Consider the following 17,948-nt stretch of genomic DNA (forward strand, 5'->3'; position numbering starts at 1 on the left):
AGGAACTTCAAAGAGCTAGGTTGAATAGCCTAAATATATAACCGGCAAAACAAGTAAAAGAAAAAATACAACCGTTTAAGCAACCTCTGTATAAGGGTAAATAATTATCAAGCATGTTCTATATTATAAGAGGTGAAATAAAGAGTGAAACCAACTATATACGCTCACCGTGGAGCAAGCAGCTATGCTCCGGAAAATACTATGGCTGCATTTCAATTAGCGGATCAGATGCAAGCAGAAGGAATTGAAACAGATGTCCAACTAACGAAAGATCAGATACCAGTTCTTATTCATGATGAGCATGTAAAACGAACAACCAATAGCATTGGATATATTAAGGATTTCACATATCGTGAACTATGTCAACTTGATGCGGGAAACTGGTTTTCGCCAAAATTTACCGGGACACCAATTCCAACGTTAGAAGAATTTCTGACTTGGATTAAACCGAAACCACTATATTTAAATATTGAACTAAAAAATAATAAAGTGGAATATAATCATATGGAGGCAATCGTTTATGAATATCTCTCAACTCATCAACTGATGAACCGAACTACCATTTCTACATTTAATGCAAATAGTGTTGTAAGATTGGCTGCATATAAAGAAACTGCAGAAATAGCATTCTTAACTTCACGAAGATATCGGCATCCTGTACATGTTGCAAAAGAATTAGGCGCAAATGCTCTGCATTTGAAATATAAACGAGTAACACCAAAAATAGTCGCCGCTGCTAACAAACACAAAATGAAACTAAGACTATATACTATCAACCGACCGGCACACCTTATCCGTTCTATTCAATACGGTGTGGATGGGATATTTACGGATGTGCCTGATCAGGCGTTGTATTATAGAAACCTTTTGTACAATCGGTAAGGCGTATATTATAGAGAATGTTCAAACAGCACACTACAGTGACACATCGACGTTTCTAGTTGGCTTATTTCTCCCTTCGAAAAAAGTGCCCCCTTTCTTGCGAGTTTCCCTGCGAGAGAATAGGTTTCGAGGAAGCGTTACTAGTAGTGCTCATGTATCTAAATACATACGCCGTCCTACTAAAACCATCCTCGTCCTGTGGAGGGGGCTAGAATTCAGTACATGCTGTATAGGCACATTACTCCAAACTTCAACGCCTCGAACTTAGGCACCACGATGTTACGGCACACGCAGCAAAAGTGTTTTTCTTTTTCAAGGGAACTTAAGACCTTAGTCCTTGTTATTTTCTTTTTGGGTATGCTTTTAATAGTCATTACCTAAATTTATATTGAGAAGGATACTGTTCTAAACAAAAGCTATCACGAATGAAGTATAATAAACATAATAGCTAATTAGTTATTTGTACATGGAATGGAGGGATAACGATGGAATTGATTTTTCTTGGTACTGGAGCTGGAGTTCCCTCCAAAGAAAGAAACGTTTCAGCTATAGCGTTATCGTTATTACAAGAACAGAATAGTATTTGGTTGTTTGATTGTGGGGAAGCAACACAGCATCAAATTTTGCATACAAGCCTGAAGCCACGTAAGATAAATAAAATATTTATTACACATATGCATGGCGATCATATCTATGGCTTACCTGGTTTTCTAAGTAGTCGCTCTTTTCAAGGAGGAGACACGCCGTTAACCATCTATGGTCCAAAGGGATTAAAACAATATGTCGAAACGAGCTTGGCTTTGAGCGAAACACATTTAGCTTATGCCATATCTTTCGTGGAAGTAACCGATCAAATGGTCATTGAGGCAGGGCAGTTTCAAGTTTTTGTTCAATTATTAGAACACGGAATTCCGTGCTTTGGCTATCGCGTCGTTGAAAAAGATAAGCCAGGAGAATTACTCGTTAATAAACTAAAGGATAGAGGAATTGAACCAGGCCCCATCTATCAGGAAATTAAAGAAAACGACCATGTCACCATACCTCACATAGGGACTATCTACCGAAAAGATGTGTTGGGGGAGCCAAACAGAGGAAAAATTATTTCTCTGATTGGTGATACTCGATTTTCTAAAGACCACATACGCTTGGCTCAAAATGCCGATATACTTATTCATGAAGCGACCTTTGGAAAAGATAAACAAAATCTTGCACACCGTTACTTCCATTCTACTACGTTAGAAGCAGCACAATTAGCGAGTGAAAGTAATTGTAAACATCTCATTTTGACGCATATTTCTTCCCGTTACCAGCAAGAAGCAAATGAACAGCTGTTACAGGAAGCCCGAGAAATATTTCCGAATACAGAATTAGCCAACGATTTTTCCAGATTTACCATTACGTAGAGGAGGGCTTTCATTGACGAACATAGCACAACTTGTTGCTAACCAGCGAACGTTTTTTCTTAATGGAAATACGATGGATTATACAGTTCGTAAGCAACAGCTACAAAAATTAAAATCAATGTTAAAGGAAAATGAAGCAAGCATCTATCAAGCATTAAAGACTGATTTAAATAAATCAAAACACGAAACACTAACGACTGAATTAGGCTTTTTATTCATGGAAATCGACCATACGCTAAAACAATTGCAAAATTGGATGGAGCCGATTAAAGTATCCGCACCGATTACCCATAAAGGTACGAAAAATTATATAATCAAAGAACCTCTCGGAGTTTGTTTGGTCATTTCACCTTGGAACTATCCATTACAGCTAGCACTTGCACCAGCAATCGGTGCACTGGCAGCTGGTAATTGTGTCGTCATTAAACCGTCAGAAGAAGCTAAAGCAACTTCAGCCTTATTAAAAAAGCTTACTGAAACTTATTTTGACCCGTCTTATTTAACCGTTGTCGAAGGGGAAAAGGAAACCGCACAGGAATTATTACAGCAACGGTTTGATTATATCTTTTTTACTGGAAGCACAGCAGTTGGAAGGATAATTATGAGAGAAGCTAGTAAGCATCTTACACCAGTTACTTTAGAACTCGGTGGGAAAAGCCCTGTTATTGTAGATAAAGATGCTAATATTAATCTTGCTGCAAAAAGAATTGTATGGGGAAAATTTACGAACGCCGGACAAACTTGTGTAGCACCAGATTATTTATATGTACACGAAAAAGTAAAATTTAAATTACTCAAAGCTATGAAAAAATACATTCGCAGCTTTTATGGTCGTAATCCTCTATCCAATAAGGATTATATTCGAATTATTAACGAAAAACATTTTAATCGCTTATCAAACTATCTGGTAAATGGGTCGATTGTACATGGCGGCTTAACAGATCCGCTAACATTAAAAATAGAGCCGACTATTCTTGATAAAATCACATGGGAAGATCCTGTTATGCAGGAGGAAATCTTCGGACCTATCCTGCCTGTTTTAACTTTTGATGAAATCGAAGAGGCTGTTAGTGTGATTCGGAAACAAGAAAAACCGTTAGCTTTATACTACTTCGGTGAAAACGGGAACACACAACAACAGGTTATGCAATATCTCTCCTTTGGTGGCGGCAGTATTAACGATACTGTTTTTCATTTAGCCAATCCGCATCTTCCTTTTGGGGGTGTCGGTGAAAGTGGAATGGGAGCTTATCATGGTAAATACAGCTTTAATACATTTTCTCACAAAAAAAGTATCATGAAACAATCAACTAAATTTGATGTCCCATTTCGTTATCCAGGTAGTAAATTATCGGAGACCATTTTGAAAAAAATTATGAAGTAATAGGCATGAAGGAACAAAGGAAGTTCTTGCTTGAAGTTATTGGATAAATTGTGAACTCTAGCGACTTTCCTGTAAACTCCGCGACTTTCCGGTAAATTCCATTGGTCACTCTATGTATCCTCCCGAAGATTCGGCACATCTAGTGTTACAAACCTGTGGGGGCGCCCGTTTAGCAACGTAGCGAATGGAACAAATCAACTAAAGATTTAGGAATCATGCCACTAAAAACAGGGGTATGCCGGCGCCTGAGCGGCAAGTCTGTTTTTAGTCGGCCTTCCTCTTAGCGACGAACCGATGATGACTTATCGTAGGGCGCATTTCTAAAGTCGCATAGTTGCTGGGCGCCCCGCGCCTTTGTTTATTAATTATAGTATAGATAAGCTTTCGCAATTATAATCTTCCATGCATTTTCCAAAGTGAATATTATCCAATTTTAAATTCACTTCAAGTTTACATAATAATAATATAGTAACCTATAAACAAAATCCGCTACTAATTTTAGAAAAATATTTTTTATTTTCATCCTCCCAATATTAATTCCCTTGAATTAAACCGTACTACTTCCATCTATATCTTCCCTATGAAAGCTGTTTATCAGTTTCTGTCCATCGTGGGACGGAGTATCCAATTTACCATAGCGTACAAAAAATGAAAAAATAGTCAAAAACCGTTGCGTATATTTTGACTTGAATTTGATCTAATTCTTCGTAATTTTATCTAGTTTTGGCTTTTGATTACCGTGCCAAGAATATGTCATTTGATAAGTTTCTTTTAATTCAATTAAATCCCATGTTGTTCTATTTTCTACTCGAATATCAACGATTTTATTCTCTTCTGTCTTCACTGAAACGTAAAATTCATTCTCTTCGGAGTATTTGTCTACTATTTCTACAGATGAAATTTCGTTTGTGTGTATTAAGAAATATGTTCCGCTATAATAGATAATCATCATCCCTATAATAGAAAGTGAAAAACAAGTTATAACTTTCCATATTTTGTTCACTTGCCCTCCCCCTTTGCGTATTGTAATGCTTAAATTTTAATAGTATATTTCTCTTTATTGTAAAAAAACAGCGATTTATAAAAATAAAATGAAGCTTCAATCAATGAGGGAGTCGTTCATTATCCCCACTGATTGTTAGAGGAACGAATCTGGCATTAGGTTGACTATTATGTCCAACGTAGACTTTGTTTACGGTATAGATTATCCAACCCTAAAAGAGGGATAAGTCTTGCAGTACCTGATTAAGGATAATTGTCTTGCCTTTAGCTTTTAAAATCATCTAGAAAATCCTTTTGGAAGCTTGTCGTCGGTTGTTGTGCTCCTTCAGAAACGTCATCTTCTAATCGAATAAATGGATTTTTTCCGTATTTACTGGATAAGTGCTCAATTGCTTCGTATAACTTCTCTTTCTCTGCTTCATTTTCATATGTGAATAAGTCAAGCTGTTTGGCAAGCAGTTGCTGCTCTTCTAAATCCCCTACCGTAATTCCTAATAAGCGAATTGGCTCCAAATTCCAATGTTTTTGCAGTAGATCATTAGCTTCTAACAGAATATCTTTTTTATCATGCAAATAATAACGAAGCTTTTTGCTTCTCGTAATCGTACGACGATCGTGGTATCGAATCATTAGCTGCACACTTCTGCCAACAGTTCGTTTTCGTTTCATTCGTTGCTCTACTTTACTTGCTAGCTCTTGTAACAATGTATATATTTCCTTATCATCGGTCGTATCGTGAGGCAATGTTTTCGAATTACCAATGCTTTTGAAATCATAAATGGCATCGGGATCGACCGGTCGATTGTCAATGCCGTTTGCCCTATTATGTAAACGTTCTCCATTAATACCAAGAAGTTGTTTTAAGTGGTATACATCTTTTTTTGCCAAATCACCAATCGTATAAATGCCTGTTGCATTTAGCTTTGCTGCTGTTTTTTCACCAACACCATACATATCGCCAATCGGAAGTGGCCATAATTTAGTCGGTAATTCTCGCTTCCTTAGTATAGTAAGTCCAAATGGCTTTTTCATATCTGAAGCCATTTTAGCAAGAAATTTATTTGGAGCAATGCCGATACTGCACGGCAAATCGAGTTCTGTTAATACTCGCTGCTGCAATTCTCTTGCCAAATCAACTGCATGTACTTCCTTTGCCATTTCCGTAACATCCATATACCCTTCATCGATAGATACAGGCTGAACAAGGGGGGTATACTCAGAAAATATTTTAAACACTGCTTTCGATGCTGCGCGATAACGGGGAAAATTAGGGCGCATGACCATTAACTCTGGGCATAATTTTTTGGCTTGCCACACATTCATCGTTGTTTTAACTCCTTTGGCACGAGCTTCATAACTGCTCGTTACAACGATCCCTTTCCTTTCTTCTGGATTACCGGCAATGGCTAGAGGCTTACCTTTAAGATTTGGATTATAAGCCATTTCAACAGAAGCATAAAAGCTATTCATATCTACATGAAAAATAATTCTTCTTTGTTTATGCACTGCTTCATTCATCTAGATTACTCCTTTATGAAGTAATTTAAAATAAGCCCCTCTAAGCAAATCGTACTTAGAGAGGCTGACCATTAGTTTTTAGCTGCCTCTTGAATAATAGCTGTAACAAGTTCCGTAACCTTCACTAAGTCCTCCACTTTTATTCGTTCATTTGTTGTATGAATTTCTTCATAGCCGACAGCTAAATTTACTGTAGGTATACCGTGTCCGGAGAGTACATTAGCATCACTGCCTCCACCGCTTTGCAGTAATTGACTTTTTTTACCGATTACTTGAGCTGCCTTTTTAGCAACTTCTACTACTTTATCTCCTGCTTGCTGCTTAAACCCAGGATACATCACTTTAACTGTAACTTCCGCAGCACCACCAAATTCTTTAGCAGTGCTCTCAAATGCTTGCTTCATTTTTGCAACTTGTGCTTCCATTTTTTCTGGAACAAGCGATCTTGCCTCTGCAAGTATTTCCACATGGTCAGCTACAATATTCGTTTGTTTTCCACCTTCAAAGCGGCCAATATTAGCAGTTGTTTCCTCGTCAATTCTGCCTAATGGCATCTTAGCAATCGCTTTTGCAGCTAATGTAATTGCCGAAATTCCTTTTTCTGGTGCGACACCAGCATGAGCGGTTTTTCCTTTAATAATCGCATAAAGCTTTGCTTGTGTGGGTGCTGCAACAATGATGTCCCCAACATCTCCATTACTGTCTAGTGCATAGCCATAGCTAGCATGAAGTAAAGAAGTATCTAGAGCTTTTGCGCCTACTAGTCCAGACTCTTCTCCAACAGTTATAATAAATTGGATATCTCCATGACTGATATTTTGTTCGTTGATGACGCGAATTGTTTCCAGAATAGCCGCTAAACCAGCCTTATCATCAGCACCTAGAATGGTTGAGCCGTCTGAGGTAATCCATCCATCTTTAATGATCGGTTTGATGTTTTTTCCTGGTACGACCGTATCCATATGTGAGGTGAAGTAAATGGTTTCAGCGCTCGAAAGATCCCCTTTCCAGTTACAAATTAAGTTTCCTGCACCGTGACCTGTAGTTGGTTTACTATTATCTTCAATTACTTCAAGGCCCAACGCTTCAAATTTGTTCTTTAATACTGACGCTATTTGTTCTTCATTCCCTGTTTCCGAATCGATTTGTACGAGTTCTAAAAATTCATCTACCAAACGTTGTTCATTAACCACGTAAATCATCCTCTTTCATTTCTTTATCACAATGGGATATTCCCATGTTTTTTTACGGGAGACACCACATGCTTATACTTTAGCATCTCCAATGCCGCGATTATTTTTCCTCTCGTTTCTCTTGGATCAATCACATCATCGACTAAACCTAATTCTGCAGCTTCATAAGGTGTAGCAAAGCGTTTCTTATATGTAGAAATTTTTTCCTTCATCAGTGAAATTGGATCTTTACTTTCTGTTAGTTCCTTGGTATACAATATGGACACTGCACCTTCTGCGCCCATCACAGCAATTTCTGCGTTTGGCCATGCAAAAACAATATCAGCACCAATGGACTTGCTGCTTAACGCAACATATGCTCCCCCATAGGCTTTACGCAAAATGATGGTTATTTTAGCTACGGTAGCTTCTGCGTAAGCGTAAAGTAATTTGGCTCCATGTCTAATAATACCTTGATGTTCTTGGTTTACTCCAGGAAAGAACCCAGTTACGTCAACCAATGTTACGACCGGGATTTGGAATGCATCGCAAAAACGAATAAACCGAGCAGCTTTATCACTTGCATCTAAATCCAAACTACCTGCTAAATATCTCGGCTGATTTGCAACAATCCCAACCTTTTTCCCCCCAATACGTACGAACCCAACGACAATATTCTTGGCAAACTGGGCATGCACTTCAAGAAAACTAGATTGATCTACGATGGATTGAATGACTTGCTTGACATCGTAAGAAGTTTTACTTTCAACAGGTACAATTTTCATTAAATCATTTTCTTTAGCAGAATCATAATGAAACGGTAAGACAGAGGAACGCCCTTGTGCTGACGGCATATAGGGAATTAAGCGGCGAACTATATCCAGTGCTTCTTTTTCCGTTTTGGCAATGAAATGCGCATTACCGCTTTTGGTATTGTGAATGAAAGCCCCGCCGAGTCGTTCCGCAGTGATTTTTTCTCCTGTAACCTGTTCAATAATTTTCGGACCAGTAATGAACATTTGTGATGTATCTTGAACCATAATCACAAAATCTGTAATCGCTGGCGAATATACAGCTCCACCTGCACTTGGTCCTAAGATGACAGAAATTTGCGGTATAACGCCTGAATAGCGAACATTACGGCGAAAAATTTGCCCATAGCCATCTAAGGCTGCTACACCTTCCTGAATGCGGGCTCCGCCTGAATCAATCAATCCAAGAAACGGGCTGTTATTTTGGGCAGCTAAATCTAACACTGCAGCAATTTTTTTGCCATGCATTTCGCCAAGCGTCCCACCCATAACAGTAAAATCTTGAGCATAAATATAAACGGGCTCTCCATCTATTTTACCATAACCTGTAACAACTCCGTCACCATATGCATGGTTTACTATTAATTCTCCATTTTTAATAGGACGTTGTGTTATAAACGGATATAGTTCAACAAATGTTTCTGCATCCAACAAATAGGAAATACGTTCACGGGCAGTCAATTTTCCTTTTGTATGCTGTTGAACGATTCGCTGCTCTCCCCCACCGAGCTTTGACCTGCGTCGTTTTTCGTATAACTCGTTTAACTTATCATACATGTCCATCTCTATTTGCCTGCCTCTCGCAAAATTCAAACAGAACGCCATGCGCTGCAACTGGATGGATGAAAGCAACGTGCTTTCCCCATGCTCCTTTTCTTGGATATTTATTTAGTAATGGAACGTTGCTTCGTTCCCATATTTTGATTTGCTGATGCAACTGCTCTACTTCTAATGCTACATGATGGAGACCTTCTCCATGTTTCTCAATATAGTTAAAAACAGGAGAATGCTTATCCAATGGTTCCATTAATTCCAGAAAACATTCACCAATTGGTAAAAAAGCAACCAATACGCCCTCTTTTTCCATTGTTTCCTGTCTTACAACCTGTAACCCAAGAACTTCTGTGTAAAAAGGCAAGACCTCTTGAATAGAACGGACAGCAATGCCAATATGCGCAATTTTTTTGGATATCGATAAACGTTCGTTCATCATCTTCCCCCTCCAACTAGCTTATATATCATGCATATTTGTCAATTCCTTTAAACAGACCTCGTTTTATAAAAATAACACTTCTAACTCTTGTCCAATTGCTGGTTTCAAGGTAAAATAAAGCTATTACCAGAACATATATAATTCCATAACATGCTATAGTTGTTCGATTTAAGAATAGCACTGGAACATGATGTTTTTTACATGTGTTTTTGTAAAAAAGTGTTTAGCAATGTTTGCTCCATTTTCAAACTAAACGAAGCTTGCGTGTTATATTACACTTTTTTTAATCCATGTTATATTTCATATTAATGAGCCTGAGTAAACCATCTTTATGATAAATTGAATGAATGTAAGGGGGATCTATATGTCTCGACAATCAAAGCGCCAACGCAGAACTAAAATTGTTGTATATATTATGATTATTGCAATGCTTCTTTCTACTTTGACGGCAGGACTGGCGTTGTTTATTTAGTTCTTTTTAAATCTAAAAGAAAACCAAAGCACCCACTTAGAAACAGAAAAAATGATTTCTATTTCTAAGCGGGTGCTTGTTGTTTACTGTCTGTTTAATATTGTATTAACTCTCCATCTCCTTCTTTTTTCTTACAATATCGCTTTCTTTATATTTCAATTTTACAATTAAATAATCTTCAATGTCATGCAGCAGCCGAAACAAATTAGCTCTTGTCTCGAATTCCTCTTTGGAGCAAGGGAGATCTTCCTCATCAAACTCCTTACGTAGGTTTTCTAATTTTTCTAGATAGATGATAGCTGTATTTCCTGGATGCACAGCCTCCGATAGAGATTCAAAAAAGTTGGCGATTTTTTCTGAAATAGTATCTTTTTTAGGCAGTCTTGTAACTAAAGGCAACATCCGTTGCAACAATTCAAACTGCCGAGTACGCATTTTGAAATAGTCACGATAGATATGCTTGCTTCGTAATAGGTGATTTTCCTTATCCCGCTCTACTAAATCATTTGCCTCTTCTAAGATCTCTCCAATTCTCGTTATTTCTTTGCCATCCCAATCAATATTTTTATTTCGGACATAAAGCGCAATTTCATACAAAACAAATTGAAAATTTTTCTCCAATTCTTGTTGTTTTTCCTTTAATTTGCGATCTAAACTTGGCATATATAAATTCATGACAAGTCCTGTTCCAATTCCGACAACAATTAATAAGAATTGGTCCACTAAAAAATCGAAATCTAAATAGTGCGCTCCATATAAATTTAAAATAATCACAGTGCTAGTAGCAATACCTTGCGTAATTTTAAGAAGTACAGTTACCGGAATAAAAACCATTAATAACAAACCAACCACGATTGGATGATAACCAATAAAATAGAAGAAAGCAATGGAAAAAACAGATGCAATGATACAGGCTAAAAACCTGTTCCAAGCGCTTAAAAAAGATTGCTTTCTTGATGGTTGAATGCATAAAATCGTTAAAATACCTGCAGAAACGAAATTGGTAACTCCTAACAATTGTGCAATCCAAATAGCGATTGGTGTTCCGATAGCTGTTTTTATCGTTCGATACCCAATCTTCAAGTGTCATTCTCCTTTAAAAATAATTCATAACTGTCTTTCCCTCATGGTTGGAAGTTCATTCATTTGGTTGCTAGTTGATCAACTTCTAGCCGTTTTTTTTGAGATGTTCGGTCTTTCGTAACGTAAAAATAGGCTGACCTATATATAGTGACAGCCAGCCCTTTCTTACTTTATCATTAACCTTAAACTTCTTCACAATGTTCTTCAAAAATTTGTTGCAAGTTCCCAATCACATCAATCGCATTATGACCTTCAATATCATGACGCTCCAACATCGTGACGATTTTTCCGTCTTTCAGAAAAGCAAAGGAAGGTGAGGATGGTGGGTATCCTTCAAAGTACGTTCTTGCTCTTTCTGTAGCTTCCTTATCTTGACCAGCAAACACTGTAACTAAATGATCTGGACGTTTATCATAATGAACTGCATTAGCAGCAGCAGGTCTAGCAATACCACCAGCACACCCACAAACCGAATTAATCATAACTAGAGTTGTTCCTTTGCGAGACAAAGCTTCATCAACAGCTTCTGGAGTGGTAAGTTCTTCATAACCTGCTTCTCTTATATCTTCTCTTGCAGCATTGACCACATCATTCATAAATATGTTAAAATCCATGAAAAATCAAACCCCTTATTATAATGATACTTTATAACCTTGTTGTTAGAATACCAGTATCAAAGCAATATTTCAATTAAATACATTTGCTAGTTAAAGTATCTTTCTTATGATGACATGCGTTATATGACGCTCCTGTCGTAACTATCTTCTAAATAGGCTTTCTTTTAAGCCTAGAATGAAATGCATTGCTTGTTGATCATTCAGCTGTAATCGTAAGACGACAGCCATCTATCGATTTATCTACTAACAATGTCAATTACATTACTGTTTCCGATGTATTTACCTCTAGAAACAACAGGGTTATACGCCTGTTTACAAAACCTTTTTAATAAACATTGACCGTTTGTGCGTTCATTTGTTCTAAAATAGCTTTCACACGAGCTAAAAATTGACCGCAAATTAATCCATCTAAAATTCGATGATCTAAAGATAATGATAAATTAACCATATCTCTTGCAGCGAACATATTATTGACAATCATTGGACGTTTGACAATCGACTCCACTTGTAAAATAGCCGCTTGTGGGTAATTGATAACTCCCATAGAATGAATGGAGCCAAATGACCCAGTATTATTAACCGTAAATGTGCCGCCTTTCATATCATCCGCCGTTAGTTTACCTGTTCGCGCTTTGACAGCTAATTCATGAATTTGCTTTGCTATCCCTTTAATGCTTTTATCGTCAGCATGATGGATAACAGGTACAAACAGCTCTTGCTCTTTTGCTACCGCTATAGATATATTCACTTCTTTACGTTGGATAATTTTGTCCTCTGCCCATGTACTGTTAAGTTGCGGAAATTCTTTTAACGCTTGTGCTACAGCTTTCACAAAAAAGGCGAAAAAGGTCAACCCGTAGCCTTCTTTTGCTTTAAAGTCATCTTTTATCGCATTTCGATACGTTACCAGATCCGTTACATCTACTTCCACTGTCATCCAAGCATGCGGTATTTCTTGTGTGGAGCGTACCATATTTTGCGCAATGGCTTTTCGTACTCCGGTGACAGGAATTTCGACATCGCCAGGATACGTATCTGGTTTTGGTGCAGCAGAAGGTTTTGCAGGCTGTTGAGATACTTGTTCTTCCGCTTTAGAATCGGGCTGCTCTTTACTTGGTGCAGGAATTTTCCCAGAAGCAATGATTTTTTCCACATCTTTTCTAGTAATTCTTCCCGATTTACCGGTACCTGTTACCTGTTCTAGATTAATATCATGTTCTTGAGCAAGACGTAATACTGCAGGAGAGTAACGCTTTTTCATCGACTGATCGGTAGCAGGTTTTGCTTCCTCCTGTTCTGTTTTTTCTGATACAAGCTGTCTTTCTTCTTCTACTGCTTCAGCCTCACCACCTGTATCGATATAACACATTAATTCGCCTACTTCAATGGTGTCCCCTTCTTTAGCAACTAATTCTTTTATTGTTCCACTATAAGAGGACGGGACTTCTGCATTGACTTTATCTGTAAGAACTTCCGCAATCGGATCATACTTATTCACTTCATCTCCAACCTGAACGAGCCAAGAACTCACGGTGCCTTCCGTAACACTTTCACCAAGCTGTGGCATCTTGATTTTTTCTATCGCCATTGTTTGACCTCCTAACAGCAAATTAAAATTCCGCTAATTCACGCATTGCTTTTTCTACTTTATCCGGATTCATCATAAAGAACTTCTCCATTGTTGGTGCATATGGCATAGAAGGAACGTCTGGACCTGCCAGCCGTTGTACAGGTGCGTCCAAATCAAATAAACAATGCTCAGCAATGATTGCCGCTACTTCGCCAATAATACTTCCTTCTTTGTTATCTTCTGTAATTAAAAGTACTTTTCCAGTTTTTTTCGCCGCTTCAATAATTGCTTCTTGATCTAAAGGATACACTGTTCGCAGGTCTAAAATGTGAGCACTAATTCCTTCTTCAGCTAGCTTTTCTGCTGCCTGTAGAGCAAAGTGGACGCAAAGACCGTATGTAATGACGGTGATGTCGGAACCTTCTCGCTTTATATCAGCTTTGCCAATTGGTAGAACATAATCCTCTGCTGGTACTTCCCCCTTCAATAACCTGTATGCTCGTTTATGTTCAAAAAAGAGTACTGGGTCATTGTCACGAATAGCTGCTTTTAATAAGCCCTTCACATCGTACGGAGTAGAAGGCATGACTATTTTTAATCCTGGTTGATTAGCAAATACTGCCTCCACCGATTGGGAGTGATAAAGTGCCCCATGAACACCTCCGCCATAAGGAGCACGAATGGTCATCGGTACATGCCAATCATTATTAGAACGATAGCGAATTTTGGCTGCTTCGGAAATGATCTGATTAACTGCCGGCATAATAAAGTCTGCAAATTGCATTTCCGCAACAGGACGCATACCATACATTGCCGCACCTATACCAACTCCTGCAATAGCTGATTCTGCAAGTGGCGTATCCAGCACTCTTGCTTCGCCAAATTCTTCATATAGACCATCGGTAGCGCGAAAAACCCCACCTTTTTTACCAACATCTTCTCCTAAAACAAACACATTTTCATCTCGTTGCATCTCTTCCCGTAAAGCAGTAGTTACTGCTTGAATATAAGACATCACTGGCATTGTATTTCCCCTCCTTACTTTTCATAAACAAATTTTAACGCATCTTCTGGTTCAGCATATGGGGCATTTTCAGCATAGTCAGTTGCTTCATTTACTTCTTTTTGAATCGTTTCATTCATTTCTTTTTCTAATTCATCCGTTAAGACACCTGCATCCTTTAAATACTTTGCAAACGTGATGATGGAGTCTTTTTTCTTTGCTTCATCTACTTCTTCACTATTTCGATACAACCGATCATCATCATCGCTGGAATGAGCAGTTAGACGATAGGAAACAGCTTCTATTAATGTCGGACCTTCTCCGTTCATTGCTCGTTCACGTGCTTGTTTCACGGCATCATAAACTGCTAACGGGTCATTTCCATCTACCGTAACTCCTGGCATTCCATACGATTGTGCTCGCTCAGCAACCGTTTTGCTAGCAATTTGCTTTTCGATAGGGACAGAAATGGCATACTGATTGTTTTCTACCATTGTAATAACAGGAAGCTTATGTACTCCTGCAAAATTCAATCCTTCATGAAAATCACCTTGGTTAGATGATCCTTCGCCTAATGTTACAAACGAAACAATAGGATCTTGCTTCATTTTGGCAGCTAATGCGACGCCGACTGCATGTGGAAGCTGTGTCGTTACTGGCGAAGAGCCTGTCAGTATCCGATTTTTCTTTTGCCCGAAGTGACCAGGCATTTGTCTTCCACCAGAATTTGGATCCTCCGCTTTAGCAAAGCCAGATAGCATTAAATCTGTAGTCGTCATACCAAACGCAAGCACGACGCCCATGTCACGATAATAAGGAGCAACATAATCCTTTTCTCGATTTAGCGCAAACGCTGCTCCGACTTGCGCAGCCTCCTGTCCTTGACAGGATATAACAAATGGAATTTTCCCAGCACGGTTAAGCAACCACATTCGTTCATCAATTTTTCGGGCAAGCAACATCGTCCGGTAAATATCCAAAACCTGCTCATCTGTAAGTCCTAAAGCTTGATAGTCTTTTTCTGACATGAAAAGTTCCCTCCTTCAATTATTTATCCAGCATATAATGTGCTGTAAGACTCCCGCTTCAGGAGTGGATAATCTGTACTGCAACAAGTCTACGTGGGAGATAACAGCACCTAAATGCCCGATTCGTTCATCTAACAATCAGTTGGGGATGAATGAAAACCCCCACTGATTGAAGATTCACTTTATCCATGTATTTGATTTCCATCGACAGCAAGTGCTGCTTCACCAAACACCTCGGCTAAGGTTGGGTGTGGATGAATGGAGTGCGCAATCTCCCATGGAGTAGCATCAAGCACTTTTGCTAAACCTGCTTCAGAGATCATATCGGTTACATGAGGTCCAACCATATGAACACCTAACAGATCATCATTTTGTTTATCAGCAACGATTTTCACAAAACCATCTGTTTCTCCGTAAACAAGTGCTTTTCCAATTGCCTGAAAAGGAAATTTTCCTACTTTTACGTCATAACCTCGTTCTTTCGCTTGTTTTTCCGTTAAACCGACACTTGCTACTTCGGGGTTCGAGTAGATGCAGGAAGGTACTTGCAAATAGTCAATAGGCAATGGGGCTTGATCTGCCATATGTTCTACAGCAACTATACCTTCATTTGAGGCAACATGGGCAAGTTGCATACCCCCGATAACATCACCAATAGCATAGATATGTGTTTCTTTTGTTTGATAAAATGCATTGGTTTGAATCACGTCGTGGTCAACAACAATATCCGTATTCTCCAGACCTATATTACTTATATTCGCCTTTCGCCCTACAGATACAAGCATTTTATCTGCTTGAAATGATTGCTTTTTACCATTTATTTCTGCCTCCAAGGTAATCTGACTGTCTTTTTGGATAGTATCTGCCAATACTTTTGCTCTCGTTACGAACGAAACTCCTTTTTTCTTCAGCAATTTTTGCACCTCGTTCGAAACTGCTTCATCTTCGGTAGGTAAGATGTGCTCCGCATATTCGATGACCGTCACTTCGACATCAAAATCAGCTAGCATTGATGCCCATTCAATTCCTATGACGCCCCCACCGACAATAAGGATCGAATCTGGTAACTCCGTTAATTGCAATGCATCATCTGATGTCATCACAAAGGAATGATCCACTTCCAAACCCGGCAATATTTTTGGTTCTGATCCAGTGGCAATTAATACATGTTTGGGAATAAGCATCGTGTTCTCTTGATCGTTACCATGTTCAATAGAAATGGTTCCAGCCATTGGAGAAAATATACTTGGTCCTAAAATACGACCATGGCCATAGTACGTATCAATTTTTCCTTTTTTCATTAATCCTTTAACGCCTTGGTGCAATTGGTCGACTATTTTCTGCTTTCTCGCTTGTACGAGTGGGAATTTTAGCGTTGTTGATTCAGTTTCCACTCCGAACAAAGCTGCCTCTTTCGTCTGCCTGTATACCTCAGCACTGCGCAACAATGCTTTTGAAGGAATACAACCTCGATGTAAGCATGTACCCCCTAGCTGCCTTTTCTCTACAACAGCTACTTTCATTCCAAGCTGCGAGGCACGGATTGCAGCTACGTAACCACCCGTTCCACCTCCAAGTACGACTAAATCATATTCTGTTGCCAATTTATTCACTCCTTTTTATCCTGCCTTGCCTGGATAGACCTTCGGCTGCTCTTCTCCACGTAATACTCGCAGTACACCTTCATTTAAAGCTTGCAACTCATCCTCGCCTGGATAAACAACGGTATCAGCTATCCAATCCACTCGATCTATAATCATATCGGTAAAAGATTTGCCATATGCTAGGCCGCCCGTCAACACGATAGCATCCACATTGCCATGTAATACAGAACTCATCGCAGCAATTTCTTTAGCGACTTGATAAGCCATTGCTTCATAAATTTGCTTGGCATATGTATCCCCACAAGCAATTCGTTTTTCAACTTCTGTAGCATCACTCGTTTGTAAATAGCCCATTAATCCGCCATTACCGACAATTTTACGCATGACTTCTTCTAAGTAATATTGCCCTGAAAAGCACATTGAAACTAAATCTCCAACCGGCACCGTACCTGCTCTCTCAGGGGAAAAAGGTCCTTCTCCATGCAACCCATTGTTCACATCAATCACTCTGCCTCGATGATGAGCACCGATGGTTATCCCGCCACCCATATGTGTCACAATGAAGTTCATTTCTTCGTACGTTCCATCTAACTGCTTGGCAACTCGGCGAGCAACTGCCTTCTGATTAAGTGCATGAAAAATACTTTTTCTAGGTATTTCGGGTATACCGGAATAGCGTGCTATATCAGCAAGCTCATCCACTACGACCGGGTCTACAATATATGCTGAAATATGGAGTGCAGAAGCAATTTCATTTGCAATAATACCGCCCAAATTTGAAGCATGATGCCCGTTATAGCCCATTTCCAAATCAGCTAACATCGCTTCATTTACTTCGTATGTTCCACCTGCTATAGGTCGAATTAAACCGCCTCGAGCACAAACAGCATCCAGCTTGGAAATGTTAATTCCTTCATAATCAAGTTGCTCCAATATAACATCTTTTCGAAAAGCTTTCTGTTCGCTGATAGACTGAAAACCTTGTATCTCCTCCACAGCATGTCGAATTGTTTTTTCGAATATACATCCTTCATTATCGAACACGCCAATCTTGGTCGATGTTGAACCAGGGTTGATAACAAGGGTCCTAAAGATAGCCTGCAATACACATCGCCCCTCCATGTATTTTCACTAAGCATTTTGATAATGAAACCATCCGTGAGGGAAGTAAGCCACGGATAGTGA

The 17,948-nt window shown here is 38.9% G+C and carries 16 protein-coding genes; 4 read left to right on the top strand and 12 right to left on the bottom strand.

Going from position 1 to position 17,948, the window contains the following annotated elements:
- Positions 1–144 precede the first annotated feature (144 nt).
- The 3 genes from BKP57_RS00535 (at position 145) to BKP57_RS00545 (ending at position 3,669) form a co-directional block, all read left to right on the top strand.
- Positions 145–882 carry a glycerophosphodiester phosphodiesterase gene (locus tag BKP57_RS00535; RefSeq protein WP_050353009.1) on the top strand — a complete coding sequence of 246 codons (738 nt, stop codon included), beginning with the start codon at positions 145–147 and terminating at the stop codon, positions 880–882.
- A gap of 485 nt (positions 883–1,367) precedes the next feature.
- Positions 1,368–2,285 (top strand): ribonuclease Z, encoded by a 918-nt coding sequence (gene rnz / locus BKP57_RS00540; protein ID WP_050353010.1) that lies wholly within the window; start codon positions 1,368–1,370, stop codon positions 2,283–2,285.
- A 13-nt stretch (positions 2,286–2,298) separates the two neighbouring features.
- The gene (locus BKP57_RS00545; protein WP_050353011.1) at positions 2,299–3,669 is read left to right on the top strand and encodes an aldehyde dehydrogenase; all 1,371 of its coding nucleotides are present in this window, start codon (positions 2,299–2,301) and stop codon (positions 3,667–3,669) included.
- A 697-nt stretch (positions 3,670–4,366) separates the two neighbouring features.
- On the opposite strand, the gene BKP57_RS00550 is transcribed toward BKP57_RS00545, so the two are convergent.
- The 5 genes from BKP57_RS00550 to mce all read right to left on the bottom strand — a co-directional run bounded on the left by BKP57_RS00550 (position 4,367) and on the right by mce (position 9,386).
- Entirely contained in the window at positions 4,367–4,672 is a 306-nt protein-coding gene (locus BKP57_RS00550; protein ID WP_050353012.1) for a hypothetical protein, read from the bottom strand.
- Between the two features lie 263 nt (positions 4,673–4,935).
- Positions 4,936–6,189 carry a DNA polymerase IV gene (locus BKP57_RS00555; protein ID WP_050353013.1) on the bottom strand — a complete coding sequence of 418 codons (1,254 nt, stop codon included), beginning with the start codon at positions 6,187–6,189 and terminating at the stop codon, positions 4,936–4,938.
- A 71-nt stretch (positions 6,190–6,260) separates the two neighbouring features.
- Positions 6,261–7,382, bottom strand: coding sequence for a tripeptidase T (locus BKP57_RS00560; protein ID WP_050353014.1), 1,122 nt, complete (start codon positions 7,380–7,382; stop codon positions 6,261–6,263).
- Between the two features lie 26 nt (positions 7,383–7,408).
- Positions 7,409–8,956 (bottom strand): acyl-CoA carboxylase subunit beta, encoded by a 1,548-nt coding sequence (locus BKP57_RS00565; RefSeq protein ID WP_050353015.1) that lies wholly within the window; start codon positions 8,954–8,956, stop codon positions 7,409–7,411.
- Entirely contained in the window at positions 8,943–9,386 is a 444-nt protein-coding gene (mce, locus tag BKP57_RS00570) for a methylmalonyl-CoA epimerase (protein ID WP_232231284.1), read from the bottom strand. Before mce ends, BKP57_RS00565 begins: the two co-directional genes overlap by 14 nt.
- 364 nt (positions 9,387–9,750) lie before the next feature.
- Between mce and prli42 the strand changes: the two genes are divergently transcribed.
- Entirely contained in the window at positions 9,751–9,858 is a 108-nt protein-coding gene (gene prli42, locus BKP57_RS21820; protein WP_199690104.1) for a stressosome-associated protein Prli42, read from the top strand.
- A 105-nt stretch (positions 9,859–9,963) separates the two neighbouring features.
- Here the strand turns inward: prli42 and BKP57_RS00575 are convergent, their stop codons facing one another.
- The 7 genes from BKP57_RS00575 to buk all read right to left on the bottom strand — a co-directional run bounded on the left by BKP57_RS00575 (position 9,964) and on the right by buk (position 17,885).
- Positions 9,964–10,941: an aromatic acid exporter family protein gene (locus BKP57_RS00575; RefSeq protein ID WP_050353017.1), complete on the bottom strand. Its 978-nt coding sequence runs from the start codon at positions 10,939–10,941 to the stop codon at positions 9,964–9,966.
- 182 nt (positions 10,942–11,123) lie between these two features.
- Positions 11,124–11,555 carry a BrxA/BrxB family bacilliredoxin gene (locus tag BKP57_RS00580; protein ID WP_050353018.1) on the bottom strand — a complete coding sequence of 144 codons (432 nt, stop codon included), beginning with the start codon at positions 11,553–11,555 and terminating at the stop codon, positions 11,124–11,126.
- Between the two features lie 328 nt (positions 11,556–11,883).
- Positions 11,884–13,146, bottom strand: a complete 1,263-nt coding sequence (locus BKP57_RS00585; RefSeq protein ID WP_050353019.1) for a dihydrolipoamide acetyltransferase family protein — start codon at positions 13,144–13,146, stop codon at positions 11,884–11,886.
- 22 nt (positions 13,147–13,168) lie between these two features.
- Positions 13,169–14,152: an alpha-ketoacid dehydrogenase subunit beta gene (locus tag BKP57_RS00590; RefSeq protein ID WP_050353020.1), complete on the bottom strand. Its 984-nt coding sequence runs from the start codon at positions 14,150–14,152 to the stop codon at positions 13,169–13,171.
- Between the two features lie 14 nt (positions 14,153–14,166).
- Entirely contained in the window at positions 14,167–15,159 is a 993-nt protein-coding gene (locus tag BKP57_RS00595) for a thiamine pyrophosphate-dependent dehydrogenase E1 component subunit alpha (RefSeq protein ID WP_050353021.1), read from the bottom strand.
- 182 nt (positions 15,160–15,341) lie between these two features.
- Positions 15,342–16,763, bottom strand: a complete 1,422-nt coding sequence (gene lpdA / locus BKP57_RS00600) for a dihydrolipoyl dehydrogenase (RefSeq protein ID WP_072740875.1) — start codon at positions 16,761–16,763, stop codon at positions 15,342–15,344.
- A 15-nt stretch (positions 16,764–16,778) separates the two neighbouring features.
- On the bottom strand, positions 16,779–17,885 hold the full coding sequence (gene buk, locus BKP57_RS00605) for a butyrate kinase (RefSeq protein ID WP_050353023.1): 1,107 nt from the start codon (positions 17,883–17,885) through the stop codon (positions 16,779–16,781).
- Positions 17,886–17,948: the final 63 nt, after the last annotated feature.

The organism is Virgibacillus sp. 6R, from assembly GCF_001895305.1.
In the GTDB taxonomy this organism is placed as follows: Bacteria; Bacillota; Bacilli; order Bacillales; family Amphibacillaceae; genus Virgibacillus; species Virgibacillus pantothenticus.